Source organism: Labilibaculum filiforme (assembly GCF_002843315.1).
GTDB classification, from domain to species: domain Bacteria; phylum Bacteroidota; class Bacteroidia; order Bacteroidales; family Marinifilaceae; genus Labilibaculum; species Labilibaculum filiforme.
The window spans coordinates 484,677-508,382 of record NZ_MVDD01000001.1; the positions used below are offsets into that span (position 1 = coordinate 484,677).

A 23,706-nucleotide genomic window follows, 5' to 3' on the forward strand; every position below is an offset into this window, starting at 1 on the left:
AGAATGAAAAAAAAATTATATATTTTACCCCTTATCTTTTTAGGGACGGCAATCGCTTGTAGTACAATTAAGCCATCCGCTTCAGAACCAACCGAAACGGCAGAATCAACTATTGATCAGGAAGTTCTTTCTGACATTGATACTTTATCGATAATAAGCGAAAATATAATTGATGAAGTTGAAAAAGACTCATTGGATTTTCTAGAGATTAATCCAGTTGATGTTCGTTGGGATTTAAACGACACGATCAACACCACTTTCTCGAACAATTTAGATAGTCTTGTTTATACTTGGTATGCTAAAAACACTTTAAAAACAAAGAAGCCTCATCAAGCTCCAATCGAACTATCTACCGAAACAATCCCTGACTCTGTTTACATTCAACGTTTGGAGAATATTCCTTCCTTAATCGATTTATCGTACAACAAAATTGTTCGAAACTACATTGAATTGTATTCGCAAAGAAGAAGATCACAAGTTGAAATGATGTTGGGATTGTCGGAATACTACTTCCCTATTTTCGAAGAAATTCTAGACAAAGAAGGTCTACCTCAAGAATTAAAATATTTACCAATTATTGAGTCTGCTCTAAATCCAACAGCACTTTCGCGTGCCGGAGCAAGTGGTTTGTGGCAATTTATGTACGGAACAGGACGAATGTACAAGCTCGACATAAATACTTTCATAGATGAACGAAGAGATCCTGTAAAAGCAAGCTATGCAGCCGTAAAATATTTGAAGGACATGTACAAAGTTTATGGCAACTGGCATTTGGTTATTGCTGCCTACAACTGTGGACCTGGAAATGTGAACAAAGCAATTCGTAGAAGTGGAGGCAAAAGAAATTATTGGGATATTTATTTTCACCTTCCGAAAGAAACAAGAGGATATGTGCCTGCATTTATAGCTGCTCTTTATACTTTTAATTATCACGAAGCACATCAGTTATTTCCGCAACCATCAAGTCTTCCGGTTGCTTGCGACACCTTATTAATTAACGAACAACTTCATTTCGATCAGGTTGCAAACGTAATTAATATATCAAAAGAACAATTAAGAGAATTAAACCCTCAATACCGAGCAGATATCATACCTGCAAGTAAAGATGGTTACGCTTTAAAAGTTCCTTTTCAATATTCTGCTAAATTCATCGACAATCAAGATTCTATCTTTGCCTATAAAAAAGAGTTTTATTTTAGTATAAAGGATAAGGTTGTGAATCCAAGCGACAGGTATCAAAAATTTGCCCATGTTACTCCAAAGGACAAAGCAAAGGTATATTACAAGGTAAAATCGGGTGATGCCATCGGACTAATTGCCTCGTGGTTTCACGTTCGAACATCGGATGTAAGGTATTGGAACAACGTAAGACGAAATCTAATTAAGGTTGGACAGAAATTAGTTATTTATGTACCAAAAGGGAAAGAATCCTACTATAGTAACTTTAACACAATGGGTTACAGTGAAAAACAAGCTACATTAGGAAAAACAGTTGCAAGCTCAAGCAGTACCGTAAGTACAACTAGTTCAACAAGTAACAGTAACGCACCTTTTGTATATTATACTGTGAAAAGAGGAGATAACTTTTGGACTATTGCGAAAAAATTTCCAGGAATATCGAATTCTGATATCATGAGAATCAATAATATAAAGGATGATGGAAGTCTTAAAGTGGGTCAAAAAATAAAGATTCAGCCCAAAAGCTAAAGCAATCCAATTCAACGCATAAAGAAAAAAACGAAGCTCTAGCTTCGTTTTTTTTTGCAGTTTATTAACAATGTTAAACAATTTATTAACAAAATAAGGAGCGCTTTATTTATAACCTATTTAAATTACTCCAGCTTAAAAGGATGTAATCACCTATTTTATAGACGAATGATCTTTAAAAGCCAGTAAACTAATCTTGTTATGGGAAAATAATTTTGATCAGGTAGGAATATATAATTAAATTGCTTCAAGTAAATAGTATCAGATTCGTTCTGATTTATTTATCCCGATTTATTGATATGCTAATAAGCTTCTGGTATATTCTTTCCCGGAATTGCCAGAAGCCGGGATAAATTCTTTTCCTAAGTAATTATCTACTTTATAAAACCAGGTTTCATTCTTTTCGCCCGATTTCTGCGCCTTCTTTCGAATCGAAACAAACCATATGCAACTATTATAACAAGCGGAAGTAAAAAATTAAGATACTTTAAAAAGAACACTCTTCCATCGCTGATTTCGTTGATAGGTCGCGAAGAAACACCTTTTGTTCTTAAGGACATCAATCCGGTATCATCACTTAACCAGTCGACAGCATTCGCTAAAAAGTTTATATTATCTCGCTGAATAGCAATTTTACTTGTTCCTTGACCATTTACCATGAAATTTCCGTCACCTACCACGCAAATTCGAGCCTCTTTCTCGCCCCCCATATTTCCACTAATTGCAGCTGCCACCGTTAAATCTGGATAAAGAAAATCTTGTGCCCGCCATATTCTTCCAATATTAAAACTAATAGGAGCTTTTAGCTTGCCCGAAATATCGGATGTAAAAGCCAGCGGTTGATAAGTTAAGGTGCTATCCCCTAAAAAAGTAATTGGACTAGCAAATTGTAAAACAACTGCTTCAATGCCATCTGTGATGGTATGATCTGCAAACTTTGATATTACAGGTAAAAAAGGAAAGTTAATTTGTTGCGGATAAGAGAAATACCCTTGTTGCTGAACGGTTACAGTGCCACATTTCTTATCAACAATAAAGGAATCATCCACATATAAACCTTTTGTTTGTAACCATTTTTCCAGTCCGGTACTTACCGATATGCCAATACCATCATTCAACATTCCATTTACTCGCTCGATAGCGATAAATAGATTTCCACCAGCTGCTAAATACTCATCCAAACGTGCTAATTGCATGGTAGAAATAGTTCCCATAGGTCCTATCAGTAATAAAGATTTATAATCGGAAAGATCTGGCTCCGATAATAAATGAATTGGTTTAACATCGTATAATATGGACAATTCATCCATAGCCTGTTCTAGCTTATCTAAAGATGGTTCGCCATGGCCAATAATGTATCCAACTTTAGGCTTATCCTTAATAGTTAATCGTTTAATTAAGGTCGACAGGGTATATTCCATCACTATTCCAGGCTTGATTAACGGAATAATTTCCGATTTATCACCAACCTGTATAGACATTCCCAGAAAAACTCTCTGCACTTTAATCTGATCTTTTTCGCGAACCTCTAATGGCACAGGATTTATGCCAGCCTCGATAGCTTCCTGCTCTAACTCCTCATTCGTATTCGGATTAATAAATTCGAAGTCGATTTTTTTCTTGCTGTAATTATTATACTCGGTTAAAAGATTTTTTAGATCCTGAACGGTCCTGTTAACATCTGGAGGAAGATTGTCAGAAACATACAAAGTCATAATAATAGGTGTTTCTACCTCTCTTAAAATTCGTTTAGTGGAACGATCGAGAGTATATCTCTTGTCTTCAGTAAAATCAGCACGAAAGAAAAAAACCGATGAAATAAAATTCAGGATGATTAAGATTCCAGCCACAACTAAACTGCTATATATAATATTTCTTCTTTTAGTCATATACCAGGATTTACAAATTACGATTGGATAATATCATTTTAGAAGTAAAAAGACAAAGAAAAGCGATAGAAAAAAAGTAAATAAGATCTTTCGAATCAACCACTCCTCTGGATATAGATTCAAAATGGGTAGACAGACTCAAATAACTAAAAAAACTCCCTAAAAACCCAACAAAATTCGCTGCCAATACATCAAAAATAATATGAAAAAAGATGCCTACAGACAAAGCAACCAAGGATGCTATAATAGGATTTGAAGCAACACAAGATGCGAGTAGTCCAATGCTGATATAAACCATACTCATTAGCAACAGACCCATATATCCCAAAAGTATTGCAGAATGGTCAACAGGACCTATTGCCCACAAAGTAAAATAGTAAATTACGGTTGGCGCCAAAGCAATTACAATTAACAGAAAAGTAGATAAAAATTTACCTAGAATTAATTGCCAATCGCTTACTGGTTTGGTAAGTAACAACTCCAGTGTGCCTGATTTTAACTCCCCAGCGATGGAACGCATGGTTAGAGCTGGAATAAAAATAAATAAACTCCAGTACGCCACGGTAAAAAAAGTATTCAGATTCGCTTGTCCCACAAAAAACACGTCGGCACCATATATCCACGTGAAAAACCCGCTAAATCCGAGAAATATAACGATTAAAACATAAGCTGTTAAAGAATCAAAAAAAGTACTTAGTTCTCGACCTGCAATGTGTATAATTTGCTTCATAAACCTCTAGTGAAGTGTTAAGACTCTAAATATATCCTCCAACTTCGTTTCGGTAGGAGTCAATTCAGTAATATAATAATTCTTTCGAACACAAGTATCAAATATTGCTTTTACCGAACTTGTACTTGGTAAGGATTGCACCTCAAACAACTGTTTATCAGAATCTAGAAGATCAATAGAATCAATTGTTTCAATCTCAAATAAGGATTCAAAAATGGCATCAATATTGCCTCCTTGCACACCAAGTTTTAAGATTTCATTTCCCTGAGCCTGCTTTCTTAATTCGGCGGCAGTTCCATCTACTACAATTCGCCCATTATTAATAATTAGAATACGATCGCAGGTAGCCTCTACTTCCGCTAAGATATGAGAACTTAGGATAACGGTTTTTTCTTTCCCAATTCGTTTTATCAATTCACGTATTTCAACAATCTGATTGGGATCGAGCCCTGTTGTGGGCTCATCGAGAATTAAAATATCGGGATCGTGAATTAATGCCTGCGCCAATCCAACCCTTTGCTGATAGCCTTTTGAAAGCTCTCCAATTAATTTGTGCTTTTCGCCTTCCAATCCACAAGTTCTAATCATATCCAATATCCGTTCTGGAATCAAATATTTTGGAATACCATGAATTTTAGCAATAAACTCCAGAAAATCGATAATATTCATTTCCTGATACAAAGGATTATTTTCAGCCAAATATCCTATATTTTTCTTAATGATTTCGGGATGCTCATGAATAGAATAACCTCCCACCAAGATATCTCCTTCTTCAGGTTTAATATAACAGGCAATCGCTTTCATTGTCGTCGTTTTCCCGGCTCCGTTAGGACCCAGAAAACCCAATACTTCACCAGCTTTCACCCGAAAAGACACATTATCTACAGCCTTTTGAGGACCGTATCTTTTGGTTAAACGTTCAACAACAATATCCATATAAGAAAAATCAAATTGTATGTAACAAATTTAGGAAAAACGCTATCTATCCAACTTAACTACTAACGATTTAACAAATATTAACAGAAAATAATAACAGCACATTAGCCACTCCTTTCTCCTTCGCTTAAAATTGGTACTTTTGCCACTTAAATTCACAATAATACTATGATTAAAGCAGTAATTTTTGATATGGATGGTTTGTTGATCAATTCGGAACCATTTTGGCAGGAGAGCGAAACAAAAGTATTCTCGTCACTTGGACTAAAGGTGAACAAAAAGATATTTGAACAGTTCATGGGAAAAAGAATAGACGAAGTGGTGGAGGTAATGTATGCAATGACGCCTTGGAATCATGTTGCGAAAGAAAAAGTAGTAGAAGATATTATTGAGAATGTTATTCGTTTAGTAATTGAAAAAGGAGCTTGTTTGCCCGGTGTGCATAATACACTGGAACAACTTAAGGATAGTTCTTATAAGATCGCTTTGGCCTCGTCCTCAAAAATGAAAATTATTGTAGCTGTTTTAGAAAAACTGCAATTAAAGGATTATTTCGAAGTTGTTCATTCGGCAGAATTTGAAAAATACGGCAAACCTCATCCTCAGGTTTTTATTTCGACAGCAGAACAACTTGGAGTTCATCCTTCGGAGTGTGTCGTTTTCGAAGATTCTTTAAATGGAGTTATCTCGGCTCTTGCCGCAAGTATGAAGTGTATCGCAGTTCCCGAAAAGAATGCCTATAATCTTAATCAATTTGTTATTGCCAACAAAACACTTAGTAGTTTAAATGACTTTGAGATTACTCAGCTTACAAGTTTATAATCGGATCGAGAATTAAGGTAAAGTCCTCTAATTCTAAATTGCCTGAAATAATTTTGTATTGCGATTGTTCGTAAAAAGGCATTCTAATTGTTAGATGCCTTATTATGAAATCGAGTAATTCCTCCTGAGATAAATTATTAACCAATGGACGCACGGTATCCGAAGTAGTAATTCGCTCACGCAGCAATTCCGGACTACATTCAATAAATAAGGTGGCTCCCAAGCGATTCATTTCCTCCATATTGTTTTTAAAACAAGGAGCTCCTCCACCAGTTGCTACAATTAAATTTTCTGTTTCAGAAATAGATAGTAAAGCTTCGTTTTCTCGTTGCCGAAAACCCGACTCCCCATATTTAGCAAAAATATCGGGTATAGTTAACTGCTCCCTCTCCTCAATCAAAGTATCAAGATCGACAAAACGAAACCCATAATGAGATGCAATAAGTTTTCCCCATCGTGATTTACCACATCCCATATATCCAATTAAAAATACCTTCATTAGTAGTCTTTTAAAATCGAGAACCTAATCTTATTTAGAAAATTAATCTTGGTTATCTTCGGTTTCTTCAAGCGTATCCGCTTCCCTATTTTCATTCTCCTCCTCGCGGGGCAGAGGATCAATTTCTACTATTTTAGCGATTTCGTAAGTAGATAAACGTTTCCCTCGAGCTTTGTAAGATTTCACTCCAATAAACTCATCGCCATCAATTATTTCTTTAGGGCGATCGGCATTTTTACCACCATAAGATATTTCGAATCTTGGATACTGCTCATCAGTTAAACAAACCAATTTATTTTCCGGATTTTCGCCTAAAAAACTTAGCTCTTTACCATTTCCTTCCATGGTAAATCGCTTTAAGTAGTAATAATCCTGATCAGCATCAAAAAATACGGCAGACCAAACTTTTGCTTCATCGTATTTCTCTATAATACTTATGTTATCGGGATAATGATTACTTAAATCGAAGCTGGTAAAATGAAAAGCATCGGCTCTTGTTACCACAAGAATTTTATCATCACCTGTGAATTCTCCAATAAAATCGCCGCGTTGATCGGTATTTAAACGTAAAACATCCGGATCGAACCATATTTTTCTTCCTCCCAAAGTGGAAACACCTTCTTGTTTCAAAGTAATTTTATGAACGTCGTTTCTCGACAAAATATTTCCCATAGAAGCACGCCCCTTCACCGCCAATTCGGCAAAATCAAATTCAAATGCTGTCTTTTTTAAACGAGCTTTTGGTTTTAAAACCACCCGAATAATTTCAGCCTCTCCATTTGGATTTGCGCTAAAATACAAAATTCGTGATCCATCGGTTGATTTGGTAATATCGTATTCCTTATCGCGAGTAATGCTGGTAACCGAAAAACGTTTTACGTAAGCATTTCCAGCTTTACCATCCCGATAGGCTACATTATAAATGGTTCTCTTGTCGTTCTTTCCAAATACGGCGATATGCAACAAATTTTTTCCAACAAAACACTTATCAGCTACCTTGGTTACAAAATAAGTACCATCTTTTCTAATTACGATAATGTCATCAATATCAGAACAATCGCAGATATACTCATCTTTTTTCAAGCTTGTTCCAATAAAGCCTTCCTCTCGGTTAACGTATAATTTTTCGTTGGCAACTACTACTTTAGTAGCTACAATATTTTCGAAGCTTCTAATTTCCGTTTTTCTTTCGCGACCCATTCCGAACTTTTTCTTTATCGATTTAAAGTACTTGATCGTGAAAGGAATAATATTCGCCAAATGAACTTCGATTTCTGCAATCTCATCTTCAATAGACTGAATAAAATCTTTGGCCTTATTGATATCAAATTTAGAAATTCTTTTAATTTTAATTTCGGTTAATCGAACCACATCGTCACGAGTTACAGCACGCATTAAGTTTGCTGTATACGGCTTTAAGCCTGTATCGATGGTTTGTACCACCTCTTCCCAGCTCTCGCACTCTTCAATGTCGCGGTAAATTCTATTTTCGATAAAAATACGTTCCAAAGATGCATAATGCCATGCCTCTTCCAATTCGCCCTTGCGTATTTCAAGCTCCAGCTTTAGTAAAGCAACCGTATTATCGGCCGCACGTCGCAAAATTTCTGCAATTCCAATAAACTTAGGTTTATCATCCTCAACAATACAAGCATTCGGAGAAATAGAAATTTCGCAATCAGTAAATGCATACAAAGCATCAATAGTAGTATCGGAAGAAATACCACTTGCCAAATGAATCTGAATTTCAACAAATTCGGCAGTATTGTCATCAATCTTTTTAATCTTAATTTTTCCTTTATCGTTTGCCTTGATAATGGATTCAATTAAGCTTGATGTTGTTTTTCCGTATGGAACTTCGGTGATTTTTAAAGTTCGGTTATCCAACTTTTCAATTCTGGCTCTCACCTTAACTGCACCACCACGTAAACCATCGTTATAACGGCTTACCTCCACCATTCCTGCAGTAGGGAAATCTGGATAAAGTTCAAACTCCTCCCCACTTAAATAGGACACACAAGCATCCAATAATTCGTTGAAGTTATGTGGTAATATTTTCGATGCTAATCCAACAGCAATCCCTTCCACTCCTTGTGCCAGTAAAAGTGGAAATTTAACCGGAAGTGTTATTGGTTCTTTATTCCGTCCATCATACGATTGTTTCCAATTCGTAGTTTTTGGATTAAATAGAACCTCTAAAGCAAATTTAGATAAACGTGCTTCAATATATCTTGGTGCGGCTGCAGAATCACCGGTAAGAATGTTTCCCCAGTTTCCCTGCATATCAATCAGCAATTCTTTTTGTCCCAGTTGAACCAGAGCATCGCCAATAGATGCGTCTCCATGAGGATGATACTGCATGGTGTTACCAATAATATTGGCTACCTTATTGTATCGTCCATCATCCAACTGCTTCATGGCATGCAAAATTCTTCGTTGAACAGGCTTTAGTCCATCATTTATGTAGGGTACAGCTCGTTCTAAAATCACATAGGATGCATAATCCAGAAACCAATTTTGATACATCCCGGAAAGATATGTTACATTCCTCATTGCTTCGGAGTGTACACCATTCACATCATTCTCCATTTCCTCTGGGATTTCCATATCATTTGTCTCGTCGTTATTCATAGAGGTTTTTGGGTTTATTTAATTCTAAAAAAAACAATTGATGAAGTTTGTTTAGACATCATCTCTTTCAACATGCAAATTGCCAATAATAAACTCTTGTCTTTGTGGTGTATTCTTCCCCATATAAAACTCGAGCATGCCCGAAACAGAATCCTCTTTTTTCATCACAACAGGATCCAGTCGAATATCCTTGCCAATAAAGTGTTTAAACTCACTTGGCGAGATTTCCCCCAAACCTTTAAATCGTGTAATTTCAGGATTGGCTCCTAAACTTTTCATTGCCTTCACTCTTTCCTCATCGGAATAACAGTAGTGAGTTGTTTTCTTATTTCGAACTCGAAAAAGAGGCGTTTGTAAAATATACAAATGTCCACTTCGAACGATATCGGGAAAAAACTGTAAAAAGAATGTAATCAACAGTAAACGAATATGCATTCCATCCACATCGGCATCGGTAGCAATAATCACGTTATTATAACGTAAGCCTTCCAAACCATCCTCAATATTTAAGGCTGCTTGCAGCAGATTGAATTCTTCGTTCTCGTAAACAATTTTTTTGGTTAGTCCGTATGTATTTAAAGGTTTTCCTTTTAGACTAAAAACAGCTTGAGTGTTTACATCACGAGATTTAGTAATAGAACCACTCGCAGAATCACCCTCGGTAATAAACAGAGAAGCTTCGGATTTTTGTTCGTGTTTAGAATCGAAATGAACGCGACAATCGCGCAACTTTTTATTATGCAAGTTAGCCGTTTTTGCCCTTTCTTTAGCGATTTTCTTAATTCCCGAAATCGCTTTTCTTTCCTTCTCCGACTCTATAATTTTCTGATGAATAGCCTCTGCAACACTTGGATTTTTATGCAGGTAATTATCCAAATTAGAAGTTACAAAATCCATGATAAAATTTCGTACCGATGGTCCTTCCGGACCAATATCTTTAGATCCTAACTTTGTTTTCGTTTGCGATTCAAAAACCGGCTCTTGTACCTTTATACTAATTGCTGCAATAATAGAAGTTCTGATATCTGAAGTATCAAAATCCTTTTTAAAGAAATCGCGAACCCCTTTTACCAAAGCCTCCCGAAACGCAGCAAGGTGAGTTCCACCTTGAGTAGTATGCTGTCCGTTTACGAAGGAATAGTATTCCTCTCCATATTGTCGGCCATGCGTCATTGCAATCTCAATATCCTCTCCTTTTAAATGAATGATCTCGTATAAACCTTCCGAATTCATATTTTCATTCAAAAGATCGAGCAATCCATTTTTTGAGAAAAATCTTTGTCCGTTAAAATAAATAGACAGTCCCGAATTAAGGTACACGTAATTTTTAAGCAGCGTTTCAACGTATTCCGAAATGTATCGGTAATTTGAAAACAACTCCTCATCGGGATGAAAAACAATTTTCACACCATTTTTTTCCTCGCTAGGCTCAATTTCATAGTCCTCCACAAGAACCCCTCTTGAGAAAATTGCTTTTTTCACCTCTCCTTCACGAAAAGATTCAATAACGAACTGGTCGGACAAAGCATTTACAGCTTTTATACCAACCCCGTTAAGTCCAACTGATTTTTTAAATACTTCCGAGTCGTATTTGGCTCCAGTATTCATTTTGGAAGTAACATCAATTACCTTTCCCAAAGGAATTCCTCGCCCAAAATCCCGGACAGTAACGTTCCTGTCAGAAATACTAACCTCAATCGATTTGCCCACTCCCATAGCGAACTCATCAATAGAATTATCAATTACTTCTTTCAATAAAATGTAAATACCGTCATCATGAGAAGAGCCATCGCCAAGCTTCCCGATGTACATTCCGGGGCGTTTTCGAATATGTTCTTTCCAGTCTAATGTGCGGATTGAGTCTTCAGAATATTTTGCAGTCATGAAAAATCGCGTTTTTACAAATATAGTTAAAAGAACCATTCGTGATAAAGTAGTTTATCAACAGCCTGTTGAAATAGCCTAGTATCAACAGTGATTCAAGAAACACAGCAATTCCTATTTCATTAAAAATCAATACAAATAGATATTCTTATCGGAAGTAATTCAGAACAAACACAAATAAAAAACAGATTGAAAAACTTAACAGCATTCCTCTTCTCCAACTTTGTGCAGACACGATTTACACCTAAAAATTGAGCAAAACCAGAGTATTTAAGCGCAAAAGACAATTTGCAATTCAAGGAATAAAAAAAGCCTCTTTCCCATGTGTAGATGAAGAAAGAGGCTATAAATTATTTGAAAACAAGCAAAAACTACTCGTTAATCGCTTTCCAAAGCATATCTTTTAGTTCTGTAAGTCCTTTTTGAGCTACTGAAGAAATAAATACATATGGAATTTCTGGTAAATCCAGCTTCATTTCATCAATCAGTTCCTGATCCAACATATCGGATTTCGTAATTGCTAACAATCGTTGTTTATCAAGAAGTTCCGGATTAAACTGTTTTAACTCATTCAATAAAATTTTGTATTCTTTATGGATATCGTCGCTGTCGGCGCCTACCATAAATAGAAGTACTGAATTTCGTTCAATATGTCGTAAAAAACGCAATCCAAGACCACGACCTTCATGCGCCCCCTCAATAATACCAGGAATATCAGCCATCACAAAAGAGCGATTATCTCGATAAGACACAATCCCCAAATTAGGAACCAATGTGGTAAAAGGATAATCGGCTATTTTAGGCTTAGCTGCCGATACTACAGAAAGTAAAGTAGATTTACCCACACTAGGAAAACCAACCAAACCAACATCAGCAAGAACCTTTAGTTCGAGAATTACAGGCCTTTCCACTCTTTCTTCTCCGGTTTGAGCGTAACGAGGTGTTTGATTCGTCGACGATCGAAAATTCCAGTTCCCCAGACCACCGCGGCCACCTTTTACTAAAATTTTCTCTTCCCCATCCTCGGTAACGTCAAAAATAACTTCACCAGTTTCGGCATCGCGGGCAACAGTACCCAAAGGCACTTCAATCACCTTATCTTGCCCTTCGCGACCAGTACTCCTACTCTGACTACCATCACCACCATCACCAGAGAATACGTGGCGACTATATTTTAAATGCACCAAAGTCCAAAGTTGCTTATTTGCACGTATGATCACATGTCCTCCCCGACCACCGTCACCACCATCCGGTCCACCGGTCATTGTCAACTTATCCCTGAAAAGGTGAGTTGACCCAGCACCACCAGCACCAGAACGACAAAATATTTTTACGTAATCAACAAAATTAGACCCAGCCATAATATATATTTTTAATCTATTGTACTTCAACAGGAACCAATTGTTCCTTTAAACAATTCTCCAGCAAGAAACTAATTCTTTCAAGTACATCATTTAATGATCCTATTGCATCGATAGAGTGATATACACCCTTTTCTTTATATCGCTTTGCAATTGGAGCAGTAACATCTTCATAAATCCGAAGGCGTTTTTCAATCACTTCCCTTCCTCCATCGTCTGGACGACCGGAAGACTCTCCTCTTTTTAAAAGTCGTTGAATCAGCTCTTCTTCTTCCACTTTTAATTCAATAACAATATCAACAAGGCTATTTCGTTTGGCAAGCATTCCATCAAACACGTCAATCTGCCCTTCGTGACGAGGCATTCCATCGTACACAAAACCTTTTGCATTGCTATTGCTATCTAAAAATTTCTCAACAATTCGATACGCCAATTTATCTGGAAAAAAATTTCCTCCATCAATCAATCTTTTTGCTTCTAATCCTTCCGGTGTTGCAAGTTTAATTTCTTCTCTGCACACATCACCCGTAGAAAGGTGAATTAATCCGTATTTTTTCTGAAGCAACTCCGATTGAGTTCCTTTTCCAGAACCTGGAGGTCCAAATAAAACGATATTCAACATTTACTTATCAATTACAGTATATACATCTGGAAGATTTCTACCCATTCCATCGTAATCTAATCCTCGTCCCACAATAAAATCATTTGGTATTTCCATACCCACATAATTTAATTTCACGTCACGAATTAAGGCATCTGGCTTGAACAACATGGTTGCAATCAAAACTTCTTTCGCTTCGTAATCTTTAATCTGATCCAGCGTATTGGTGATCGTAATTCCTGTATCCACGATATCTTCAAGCAAAACAACTGTTCTGTCTTTTAAGTCTTCTGTAAAGCCCATTAATTTTTTCACCTTGCCAGTTGTTCCCATTCCATCGTACGAGGACAATCGCATAAATGTAATCTGAGCATTTTCAACAGTAATTTGTTTCATCAAATCCGATGCGAACATGAAAGAACCATTTAAAATACAAATAAATAAAGGATTTGTTCCCGCAAGGTCCTTATTCATTTTCTCAGCCATTTGAGTAATTACATGGTCGATATCCTTAGCAGGAATAGACACTCTAAATTCTCGATCCAGAAGTTTTACAGTTTTCATTGATTCAATTTTTGTCTTCGTTGTCCGATTTTCCCCCTACAAGGTTTCCCTTGAAATATCGGGCGTTTAAGGCAATGCCCTAAATATCGTAAAATAAAATTATGTCTCGCTTAAAAATTTAGAAATAAAAAATGTTTCAATTCCACCGTGTTACATACATATTTTTTTTTCAAATTTACGCTTGAAAAATAGTAAGCGATGCAAGCAAGCTTGGAATTAAAACAATTCCTTAAATTTTGCTGCAAAAGTACAATTTTTTGTCATTTTATTTACCAAATCCACGAATAAAACCATATGAAAGCAAAAGTAAGTATCATAATGGGAAGCACCTCGGACCTTCCGGTTATGGAAAAAGCCGCCAAAGTCTTAAACGACTTCAAAATCCCTTTCGAGATTAATGCATTATCTGCTCACCGAACACCTGAAGAAGTTGAAAAATTTGCAAAAGGTGCTTTCGATCGTGGCATAAAAGCAATTATTGCTGGCGCAGGAATGGCTGCACATTTACCAGGAGTAATTGCAGCAATGACACCTATTCCTGTAATTGGAGTGCCAATTAACGCATCGTTAGATGGTATGGATGCACTATTAAGTATTGCACAAATGCCTCCAGGAATTCCTGTTGCAACTGTTGGTATTAATGGGGCAATGAATGCAGGTATTCTTGCTGGTCAAATACTAGCCATTGGCGATAGTGAATTACAAAAAAACGTAATCGCTTTCAAAGAAAGTCTTAAAGAAAAAATGGTGAAAGCAAACGAAGAATTAGCTTCTATCAAATACGAATTCAAGACCAACTAGAAAACAAAATAAAAAACACTGTGAAAAACCACAATACATAATCATGTATTGTGGTTTTTTTATTACATTTAACAACTTTGTACTATTGTTTATTATAAATACCACTGTAAATGTGCAAACAAACACATAATCAACAGCTAGAAGCCAATAGTTCGAAAACATTTTTTCCAACAATAATACATTTCGCTTTACAATTAAAAACATACCAAAACCCTAATGAAACCGGCAATTACAATTATAAAATATTTTCATTTTTTATGATTTAGATAATAAACCCTAAATGAAAAAAACCTATTTACTACTCCTTATTTTATTTCCAATTCATTTATTTGCATCCAATGAAAATCATTTAGCCGGAGCACGATCTCATGCCATGGGAAATTCTAGCGTTGCATTATTAGATGTATGGGCTGGCTTTCATAATCAGGCAATTCTTGCCAAATTGGATAAAATATCTTTTGGAGCCTACTACGAAAATCGTTTCGAAGTAAAAGAATTAAGTACCAAAGCATTTCATTTTAACTACCCCACTTCACTAGGTACCTTTAGCATGACCTACAAACAATTTGGTTTCAATCTATATAAAGAATCAAAAATTGGAATCGCTTATTCCCGCGCTTTAGGAAAACACTTTTGGGCAGGCTTGCAATTCGATCAAATAAAAAAAGAATTAAATCAATCCTTCGGCTCTCAAAATAAATACACTTTCGAAGCTGGAATTCTTGCAGAAATATTTCCAGATATACAGCTTGGTTTTCATATTTTTAACCCTAGTCAAACAAATTTCACAACGGTTGATTACGACGATAAAATAGCCTGCATTGCACGGCTTGGTCTTTCGTGGAAATTATCGGACCAAACTATTATTACTTCCGAAATTGAAAAAAATCTGGATTACGATACCAGAACCAAATTTGGAATTGAATATGGTATTAGCGAAACAATATCTCTGCGTGCAGGAGTATACAATCACCCAAATACGATTAGTTTAGGAATGGGATTTTCTTTTAAAATGCTGAAAGCGAATATCTCCTTTTCGCGACATCCAGTATTGGGCTACACTCCTTCTGCAGCAATAAACATCATCTTTTAGTTTGTTCCTATGTATTCCTTCAAACAAATTATTACACTCTCGTTTTTTTCTTGTTTCGCACTGATTTGTCAATCGCAAAACACAACAACACAAAGCGACTTAATTGAAAATTTGATAGAAGCAATTGCCGAAGAAAATGAAGAAGAAGTAGATTATTCGAATTTACTCGACGAACTTAACCTACTACTAATAGATCCAATAAACCTAAATAGTGCTAACGAGCAAGAACTCAACAAGCTACTTATCCTCAATAAAAATCAGATCGATAAATTTATTCAGTACCGAGCAAGTTCTGGACAAATATTTAGTCTTTACGAATTACAAGTAATACCCGGTTTTTCATCCGAAATTATTAGAACAATAGCTCCTTTTGTTTGTCTGCAGCAAATCACTAACGACAGCATAAGCCAACGAAAAAAAGCAAAACACCTTCTACTTTTAAAATCGGAGAGAACAATTGAAAACGAACTAGCTTATTCTACAGAAAATAACAACTCAAAATACTTGGGAAATCCATGGAAATATTACACCCGCTACCAATACCAATCTGCTAAAAACAAACTCTTTTTTGGTTTTACATCCGAGAAGGACAAAGGGGAGCCATTTTTCGAAAATGAAAATAAAAATGGATTCGATTTTTACTCTGGCTACCTTCAATACAATTCCAAAGGAGTTCTAAAGCAATTAAATCTAGGGGATTATCAAATTAAATTCGGACAAGGCTTAAATATATGGTCGGGACTTGGAAGTGGGAAATCCGCTTTAACCACTCATAACGCCTACAAATCTCAAGGAATTAAAGGTTATAAATCGACCGACGAAAACCAATTTCTTCGCGGATTATCTGTAATTACAGAGCCTCTTAAAAATATAAACTTAGCAGTTTTCGCTTCCCTAAAAAATAAAGATGGAAGCCTGCAGTCGGACTCGATTTCCGAATTTGTATCGAGCATTATAAATACAGGATTACATAGAAACAGTAGTGAATTCGATAAAAAACACCAATTGGAAGAAACGCTGTTCGGCTCCTATTTATCGGCCAATCTTAAAAATATAGAAGTGGGAATTTCCTATTTACACTCAAAATACACACCCGAAATAAAGGGAACTGATGCCACCTACAACCTTTACGGATTTAAAGGAAGTAATAATCAAAACATTAGCCTTTACTACGAAACTTTATTTCGTTCCATTCATTTATATGGAGAAATCGCACAAAGTAAATCGGGCGGAAGAGCCTTTTTGCAGGGAGCAAATATACAGGCTCATCCACAACTGAATTTTGAGCTAACTTACCGAAAATACGATCCTGATTATCACGCTTTATTCTCTAATGCATTTGCAGAGCAAAGTAAAACTCAAAACGAAGAAGGTTTTTACATGGGAGTTGAATTTCATCCCTACCCAAAATGGTCTGTAAAAGCATACTACGATCAATTTGAATTTCCTTGGTTACGATATACCGCCAATTCACCTAGCGAGGGGCATGAATATTTTTCGCAACTTGAATTTACACCAAACAATTCGGTGTCGATTTATTTTAGATACAAGCAGGAGAATAAACCCACAAATAATAGCTCCAATGTGATTAAAAATCTGGCTAAGCAAAAGAAAAATCAATACCGACTTCATTTATCTGCCCAAATGAATGAAAATTGGGAAATTCGAAATCGCATCGAAATTTCGCAGTTCCAAAAAGAAAACAATACTGAAAATGGATATTTACTTTATCAAGATTTAATCTATCATTGCACAAATCTTCCCATTTCCATGAATCTTCGATATGCTTTATTCGAAACCGATTCATTTAATTCGAGAATCTACGCCTACGAAAACGACATTCTTTACGCCTATTCGGTACCTGCTTATTATGGAAAGGGAAATCGAGTTTACATCAACTTTAATTGGGAAATAAATCGGAACTTTAAACTGTATGTAAAATATGCTCAAACAAAATATGCCAATCAATCAAGTATTGGTTCGGGAAACTCCGAAATAACTGGAAATACCAGATCAGAAATTAAATTCCTACTTAAAATCCGCTTATAAAGTTTGTAATAATTTCGGTTTCTAAGAATCCTTTCTTATTTTCGAAACCCAAACCTATTTCCTATGAAAAAAATAATTAATCCGTATATAACAACCGAAAATGGAAACTGTTTTGGTTGCTCTCCAAAAAATGAACAAGGCTTACAAATGGAATTCTTCGAGGATGGCGATTTTATAGTCTCTAATTGGAATCCAAAAGCACATTTGGCTGGCTTCAAAAATGTATTACACGGAGGAATTCAAACCACTATTCTCGACGAAATTGCCTGCTGGGTAGTTTTTGTGAAATGCGCAACCAGTGGCGTTACCACTGCCTTAAATGCAAAATTTAGAGGTACTGCCTTTACGGATAATGGATTGCTAACCGTTCGAGCAAGATTAATATCTAAAGAAAAAAAGTTTGCGAACATTCACGCAGAAATACTAGATGAAACTGGAAAAGTTTGCTCTGAAGCCGAAGTTCAATACATGATTTTTCCACCCGAAATGGCCAAGAAAAAGTTTGGATACCCTGGTATTGAGGCATTCTACGAATAGTATTAGTCCAAACCAAGATCGTCCTTGTATTTCAGCCATCGTTTTTCTTCCATTTTCATAAAACGTCCAAACTTATAAGGAGGATCTATTGAAATATCCATCAACTCGTTGGTAAATGGATGATGAAATTGAATTGCTGTTGCACAAAGAAACAAACCCTTTTTGCGAAGAATCTCCCCTTCGCTACCATACAATTTATCTCCCAGAATTGGAGTTCCCATGCCTGCCATATGAATTCTTAGCTGATGAGTTCGTCCTGTTTTGGGAAACAAGTGAACCATGCTTAAAAATTGATTACGAATTGAATTATTCCTTCGAATTACCTGAAAAGAACTAACGGCATCCTTTCCATCAACAGGCATATCCACTTTCCCTTTATCAGGCAAACTGCCAATAACCACGGCAGTATATTGCTTATTTACTTCTCTATTTTCGAATTGCACTCCCAAATTACCAATGGCTTGGGATGTTTTAGCAATTAATAGCAAACCGCAAGTAGGTTTATCTAAACGATGAACCGGTCGAAAAACTGGCAAGGCATCCAAACAGGACGATAATTTTAAATTAAATGGTAAGGCATTTTGAATAGAGCGATACATATTCCCACTTACCGAAATTCCCGCAGGTTTATTAACTACCGCAATATGCTCATCTTCATAAACAATCTCTAACTGCAGTTCATAAACCTTTGCTGGTGGCAACTCCAAATCGCACAATTCAATTCGTTGCCCCGACTGAACCCACAAAGCAGTTTTTCCTAGAACTCCATCTACCAGAATCCGCCCTCTTTTTATCGCTTTTTTCATTCCCTGATAAGAGGATATGGAAACGAATACAGAAGGAGCATAATCCTGCAAACGAATATCACTTATACCTTCCGGAACAATATGCGATTCGATTACTTTCACAATATTTTAATTTGAGTTTCTATCTCTGAAAGATAAAACAAAATAAAGATACATCCGGCTTATCTTTTTTAAACTTAGCCAAAAACTATTCTATTTTACAACACAAAAAGCATTAACCCACTAGTTATTCTTTAATTGCGCCTCTAATTTTAATTCTTAACAAATTAAAATAACAAAAATAAAATATCGCGCAAACCTTTGTTTCTGATAGATGTCAGTATTTCAAAACACAGACTAAGCGATTTAAAAGTTTGAAATTTAAAAAATTTACTATTTTTGCGCCTTATTAGTAAAAGTATCATCTGGGAAACTGGTAGTATCCGGTAAGAAAAAAAACCAATATTTTCTTGCACCGGCCAAAAAACAAAAGGATGAAAAAGACAAATGCTGCACGCATTTTAGATCGGGCAAAAATTGAATATGAGATTATCGACTACGACGTGGATCCAATAGAATTGGGTGCAGAGCGTGTAGCCGAAAAAACTGGTCAACACATTCAATTTATCTACAAAACACTTGTCCTTACCGGAGATAAAACAGGCACAACCATAGCTTGCATTCCCGGAGCATCCGAACTTGATTTAAAAGCTTTCGCAATACTTAGTGGTAATAAAAAATGTGCCATGCTTCCCATGAAAGATATTCTGGAAATCACTGGTTATATTCGTGGAGGTTGTTCTCCTCTTGGCATGAAAAAAGATTTCCCCCTTTTTATCGACGAAAGTGCTTTTAAGCTAGATCACATATTAATTAGCGCAGGCTTAAGAGGTAAACAACTGAAGGTGAAACCTCAGGATATTCAAAAAGTAACCAATGCCAAAACTGGCAATCTATCAACTCCTAAATCTTCGTTAGCATGATAAACAGCAAGGCTATTATTTGGGATTATAACGGAACACTTTTAGATGATCTTTCGATTGGAGTGCAATGTATTAATACAATGCTTGCAAAAAGAGAACTTCCTGTTTTAAGTGAAGATAGCTATCGAGAACTTTTTACATTTCCTGTTAAAAAATATTACGAATCGGTAGGATTCGATTTCGCTAAAGAAGATTGGAATCTTACAGCAAAAGAATTTATTTCAAATTACACAAATCTACTGCCTCAATCTACCATTTTTCCTGAAGCCATTGAGCTTCTTTCGCATTTTTCATCCTTAGGAAAACAACAATTTATTCTATCGGCAATGGAACAAAATATGCTGAACAATTCGGTTGCCAATGAAAATATTGGCAAGTTTTTCTCCGAAATTTCGGGTATTGATAACATTTTTGCCAGCTCGAAAATTGCAAATGGAATAAAAATGATCGAAAATCACCAGCTAAGTCCTAAAGAGGTTTGTCTTTTGGGAGATACAAGCCACGATTACGAAGTGGCCAAAGAATTAGGATGTGAATGCATATTAATAGCGGCAGGACATCAATCTATTACAAAATTAAAACAGACTGGTTGCCCCATAGTGGTCAATCATCTTAACGATATTATAAAGAATTAAACAACCATTTTTATTTTTTAAACAACCTATTTTATTTACTAAAACAATCTTACAAAGATGAAAAAACTAATTGTAATCTTCGCGGTTCTTGTTTCATTCGCGGCTAGCGCACAAAACTTCCAATTACATCGCGATTTAGACCGTGATCAGTTCACATCTACATTCGAAATGTTTAAAATGGACAAATGGGGTAACACTTTTACCTTTGTTGATTTTGATTACGATGCAGAAAATGGAATCAACCAAGGTTATTTTGAGATTGCTCGTGTATTGAAAACAGAAAAAATGCCTATCGGAATTCACATTGAATACAATGGCGGTGTTGGAAGTTTTGAAACTCCGGATATGAACTTTGGATACACAATTAACAATGCTTGGATTTTCGGTTTAAACTATGCTAAAGGTGGTGCTCAATCGGGATTCTCTGCTTACGCAGGTTACAAAGCAATTAAAGATGCTGACGAAGCTAACTTTCAAGTAACAGGAACATGGTATGTTAACTTTTTAGACGGAAAAATGACATTCTCTGGTTTTGCTGATCTTTGGACAGAAAACGGATTGTCGGACGACACCGTGTTCTTAACCGAGCCTCAAATTTGGTATAACGCTACAAAAAACTTATCCCTTGGTAGTGAAATTGAAATCTCTAACAACTTTGCTGGCGACGACTTCGAAGTTCGTCCTACTCTTGCTGTAAAATGGAATTTTTAATCCAAACCGAATTAAAAACAAACAATCATGTTAGATAAGTTTTTTAATATTACCGGGCAAGGTTCAAGCATGAAGACAGAGATTGTCGCTGGCTTAACCACCTTTGCTACCATGGCATATATTCTTGCTGTAAATCCATATTTTCTATCTGTTGCAGGTATGGATTACGGTGCCGTAATGACAGCAACTGCATTATCAGCAGTTATTGCCACTTTAGTGATGGCATTGGTTGCTAAACTTCCTTTCGCTTTAGCTCCTGGAATGGGACTAAATGCATTTTTTGCATTCACTGTGTGTGGTGTAATGGGATGTAGCTGGCAATTAGCTCTTACTGCAGTATTTGCAGAAGGAATCATCTTCCTTTTGCTTACATTTTTTAATGTCCGCGAAGCCATTATTAATTCTATTCCAACCAATATCAAACATGCCATTTCGGTAGGTATTGGTTTATTTATTGCATTTATTGGATTGGCTCATCAAGATGTTGCAATTATTGTTCAAGGACAAGGAATACCTGTTCATTTAGGTAATCTTCATGCTCCTGGTGCACTACTTTGTATTTTAGGAATTATCGTTATTGGTGTTCTTTTAATTCGCAAAGTAAAAGGCGCAATCTTAATTGGTCTTCTTATTATCACTGTAGTTGGATTAATTCCTGGATTAGAAATCACAAATCTTCCGAAAGATGGTGCTCTAGTAAGTCTTCCTCCATCTCTTAAGCCTATTTTCTTCCAATTTGTGGGATTTGAAGAAATTCTATCCTGGAAATTTGTTTCTATCCTATTCGTTTTCCTTTTTGTGGATATGTTCGATACTGTAGGAACTCTGGTAGGTGTAGCTTCGAAAGCTGATCTTTTGGATGAAGAAGGAAGAGTACCTCGTGTAAAGCAAGCTCTTTTTGCCGATGCAATTGGAACTACTGCTGGTGCGGTTCTAGGAACATCAACTGTTACCACTTATGTGGAAAGTGCTGCAGGTGTTGCTGAAGGTGGAAAAACTGGTATGACTTCATTGGTTGTAGCTTTCATGTTCTTCCTAGCTTTATTCTTCACTCCTTTATTCACTATGATTCCTGCTGCAGCAAGTTCATCTGTTCTTGTTATCATCGGTATTTTCATGATGAGTCCAATTACCAAAATTAACTTTGAGGATTACTCCGAATTTATTCCGGCTTTCCTTACCATGATTATGATGCCTCTTTCCTACAGCATCGCAGAAGGTATTGCATTCGGTATGCTTTCTTACGTTATTTTAAAAGTGTTAACTGGTCGTTACAAAGAGCTAAACATTGCCATGATTTGTATTGCCTTTATATTTGTTTTAAAATACGTTTACAATATTGGTGAGTAATAAAATATCTCCAAAATAATTACTATCCTTCCTACTTTGTAGGAGGGATTTTTTTATGCCAACAACTCCTGGAAAAAGACAAGCCCTGACACATCTTAACATCACCATAATGCTTTTTCGTCACCGTTTTTTAGCCACTCATCCAAACTTTATTACATATTCTTCGTTAAAGAATATGTATGGGAATAAGAAAAAAGAAAGATATGAGAGCGATGAGAGTAACAATTTGGGGAATTCTTATTTTACTAGGAACAATATCCTGTTCCAATTCCGAAGAGGAAATGAATATGGAAATGCAAATCACAAATTCGGTGAATATTGAAGAAAATGCCATGGTAAATTGCATTTTAGAAGATATATTATCGGAGGTAGAAAAAAATGTGATCTTTGCTGATAATAACACAAATATTGCAAGCAATACTAAACAAGACTCCATCCCTATGATTAAAATAAGTGGTGATGAAAAATATAGATCCTCAACAAAAACCATCAGTATCGACTACGGCTCTAACAATCAAGTTGATCATTTAGGAAGGCATAAACGCGGACAAATCCATAATGAAATTACAGGACGATACCTGACCAATGGAACTCGGCAAAATATTCGCTTCGAGGATTTTTGCATTAATGATATTAAAATAGAAGGGAAAATAGAAATCATATCGAATGGTTTCAACGATTATGAGCAACTTAGCTTTACAATTTCTTACGATAGCATTCTACTAGTGTCTGAAAATGGATTAAAATACAGTATATCAGGAACTAAAACAAAGGAATGGATAAGCGGATATGATACTCCTGAAGACCTTTGGGATGATCAATTTTTAATATATGGCGAATGTCACGGAATCAATTCTGAAAATAGAGAATACAATTCAAAGATATCAACACCATTGTTAATAAGTCGTGCGTGTGAGTTCATTTTATCCGGCGAAACCGAATTTCAAGTTGAAACCGAAACGATATTCTACAACTTTGGCGATGGAATGTGCGACAATAAAGGATATTATACACAAAATGGAGAAGTTACCAATTTCGAATTTGGAAGGTATTCGTTTAGAAAAAGAAACTAAACCAATCAATTATTGATGCATAAATGGTAATTACATCAATTTAATTTCAGAATAGACTTTCAAAT

General features: G+C 35.9%; 21 protein-coding genes. 11 read left to right on the forward strand and 10 right to left on the reverse strand.

Annotated features, from left to right (window positions below):
- The first annotated feature begins 3 nt into the window (after positions 1-3).
- Positions 4-1,707 carry a lytic transglycosylase domain-containing protein gene (locus tag BZG02_RS02190; protein ID WP_101259766.1) on the forward strand — a complete coding sequence of 568 codons (1,704 nt, stop codon included), beginning with the start codon at positions 4-6 and terminating at the stop codon, positions 1,705-1,707.
- Positions 1,708-2,081: 374 nt separating this feature from the next.
- On the opposite strand, the gene BZG02_RS02195 is transcribed toward BZG02_RS02190, so the two are convergent.
- From BZG02_RS02195 to BZG02_RS02205, 3 genes are read right to left on the reverse strand one after another with little or no spacing between them, the layout of a single operon-like run.
- Complete coding sequence (locus BZG02_RS02195; RefSeq protein WP_101259767.1) at positions 2,082-3,596, reverse strand: GldG family protein; 1,515 nt, start codon at positions 3,594-3,596, stop codon at positions 2,082-2,084.
- Between the two features lie 10 nt (positions 3,597-3,606).
- Positions 3,607-4,326, reverse strand: coding sequence for an ABC transporter permease subunit (locus BZG02_RS02200; RefSeq protein WP_101259768.1), 720 nt, complete (start codon positions 4,324-4,326; stop codon positions 3,607-3,609).
- Positions 4,327-4,332: 6 nt separating this feature from the next.
- Positions 4,333-5,262: an ATP-binding cassette domain-containing protein gene (locus BZG02_RS02205; protein WP_101259769.1), complete on the reverse strand. Its 930-nt coding sequence runs from the start codon at positions 5,260-5,262 to the stop codon at positions 4,333-4,335.
- Positions 5,263-5,430: 168 nt separating this feature from the next.
- Between BZG02_RS02205 and hxpB the strand changes: the two genes are divergently transcribed.
- Positions 5,431-6,084, forward strand: a complete 654-nt coding sequence (gene hxpB, locus BZG02_RS02210) for a hexitol phosphatase HxpB (RefSeq protein ID WP_101259770.1) — start codon at positions 5,431-5,433, stop codon at positions 6,082-6,084.
- Here hxpB and BZG02_RS02215 read toward each other — a convergent pair.
- The 6 genes from BZG02_RS02215 to BZG02_RS02240 all read right to left on the reverse strand — a co-directional run bounded on the left by BZG02_RS02215 (position 6,071) and on the right by BZG02_RS02240 (position 13,624).
- Positions 6,071-6,583: a shikimate kinase gene (locus tag BZG02_RS02215; protein ID WP_101259771.1), complete on the reverse strand. Its 513-nt coding sequence runs from the start codon at positions 6,581-6,583 to the stop codon at positions 6,071-6,073. The two genes, hxpB and BZG02_RS02215, sit on opposite strands and share 14 nt — an antisense overlap.
- A gap of 42 nt (positions 6,584-6,625) precedes the next feature.
- Complete coding sequence (locus tag BZG02_RS02220; RefSeq protein WP_101259772.1) at positions 6,626-9,214, reverse strand: DNA gyrase/topoisomerase IV subunit A; 2,589 nt, start codon at positions 9,212-9,214, stop codon at positions 6,626-6,628.
- A 51-nt stretch (positions 9,215-9,265) separates the two neighbouring features.
- A complete protein-coding gene (locus BZG02_RS02225; protein ID WP_101259773.1) occupies positions 9,266-11,098 on the reverse strand; it encodes a DNA topoisomerase IV subunit B in 1,833 nt (610 codons plus the stop codon).
- A 371-nt stretch (positions 11,099-11,469) separates the two neighbouring features.
- On the reverse strand, positions 11,470-12,459 hold the full coding sequence (gene obgE / locus BZG02_RS02230) for a GTPase ObgE (protein ID WP_101259774.1): 990 nt from the start codon (positions 12,457-12,459) through the stop codon (positions 11,470-11,472).
- Positions 12,460-12,475: 16 nt separating this feature from the next.
- Positions 12,476-13,081, reverse strand: a complete 606-nt coding sequence (locus tag BZG02_RS02235) for an adenylate kinase (protein WP_101259775.1) — start codon at positions 13,079-13,081, stop codon at positions 12,476-12,478.
- Complete coding sequence (locus BZG02_RS02240; protein WP_101259776.1) at positions 13,082-13,624, reverse strand: phosphoribosyltransferase; 543 nt, start codon at positions 13,622-13,624, stop codon at positions 13,082-13,084.
- 294 nt (positions 13,625-13,918) lie between these two features.
- Here BZG02_RS02240 and purE point away from each other — a divergent pair, with 294 nt between their 5' ends.
- The 4 genes from purE (at position 13,919) to BZG02_RS02260 (ending at position 18,104) form a co-directional block, all read left to right on the forward strand.
- Positions 13,919-14,425 (forward strand): 5-(carboxyamino)imidazole ribonucleotide mutase, encoded by a 507-nt coding sequence (gene purE / locus BZG02_RS02245; RefSeq protein WP_101259777.1) that lies wholly within the window; start codon positions 13,919-13,921, stop codon positions 14,423-14,425.
- A gap of 280 nt (positions 14,426-14,705) precedes the next feature.
- Positions 14,706-15,518 carry a PorV/PorQ family protein gene (locus tag BZG02_RS02250; protein WP_101259778.1) on the forward strand — a complete coding sequence of 271 codons (813 nt, stop codon included), beginning with the start codon at positions 14,706-14,708 and terminating at the stop codon, positions 15,516-15,518.
- Positions 15,519-15,527: 9 nt separating this feature from the next.
- A complete protein-coding gene (locus tag BZG02_RS02255) occupies positions 15,528-17,567 on the forward strand; it encodes a ComEA family DNA-binding protein (protein ID WP_101259779.1) in 2,040 nt (679 codons plus the stop codon).
- A gap of 63 nt (positions 17,568-17,630) precedes the next feature.
- Entirely contained in the window at positions 17,631-18,104 is a 474-nt protein-coding gene (locus tag BZG02_RS02260) for a PaaI family thioesterase (protein ID WP_101259780.1), read from the forward strand.
- A 2-nt stretch (positions 18,105-18,106) separates the two neighbouring features.
- Here BZG02_RS02260 and BZG02_RS02265 read toward each other — a convergent pair whose 3' ends face one another.
- On the reverse strand, positions 18,107-19,012 hold the full coding sequence (locus BZG02_RS02265) for an RluA family pseudouridine synthase (RefSeq protein ID WP_101259781.1): 906 nt from the start codon (positions 19,010-19,012) through the stop codon (positions 18,107-18,109).
- 371 nt (positions 19,013-19,383) lie between these two features.
- Between BZG02_RS02265 and ybaK the strand changes: the two genes are divergently transcribed.
- The 5 genes from ybaK to BZG02_RS02290 all read left to right on the forward strand — a co-directional run bounded on the left by ybaK (position 19,384) and on the right by BZG02_RS02290 (position 23,641).
- Positions 19,384-19,872, forward strand: coding sequence for a Cys-tRNA(Pro) deacylase (gene ybaK, locus BZG02_RS02270; protein ID WP_101259782.1), 489 nt, complete (start codon positions 19,384-19,386; stop codon positions 19,870-19,872).
- A complete protein-coding gene (locus BZG02_RS02275) occupies positions 19,869-20,507 on the forward strand; it encodes an HAD family hydrolase (RefSeq protein WP_101259783.1) in 639 nt (212 codons plus the stop codon). Before ybaK ends, BZG02_RS02275 begins: the two co-directional genes overlap by 4 nt.
- A gap of 57 nt (positions 20,508-20,564) precedes the next feature.
- The gene (locus tag BZG02_RS02280; protein ID WP_101259784.1) at positions 20,565-21,218 is read left to right on the forward strand and encodes a DUF5020 family protein; all 654 of its coding nucleotides are present in this window, start codon (positions 20,565-20,567) and stop codon (positions 21,216-21,218) included.
- 27 nt (positions 21,219-21,245) lie between these two features.
- The gene (locus BZG02_RS02285) at positions 21,246-22,568 is read left to right on the forward strand and encodes an NCS2 family permease (protein ID WP_101259785.1); all 1,323 of its coding nucleotides are present in this window, start codon (positions 21,246-21,248) and stop codon (positions 22,566-22,568) included.
- Positions 22,569-22,747: 179 nt separating this feature from the next.
- Positions 22,748-23,641: a hypothetical protein gene (locus tag BZG02_RS02290; protein WP_101259786.1), complete on the forward strand. Its 894-nt coding sequence runs from the start codon at positions 22,748-22,750 to the stop codon at positions 23,639-23,641.
- Positions 23,642-23,706 lie beyond the last annotated feature (65 nt).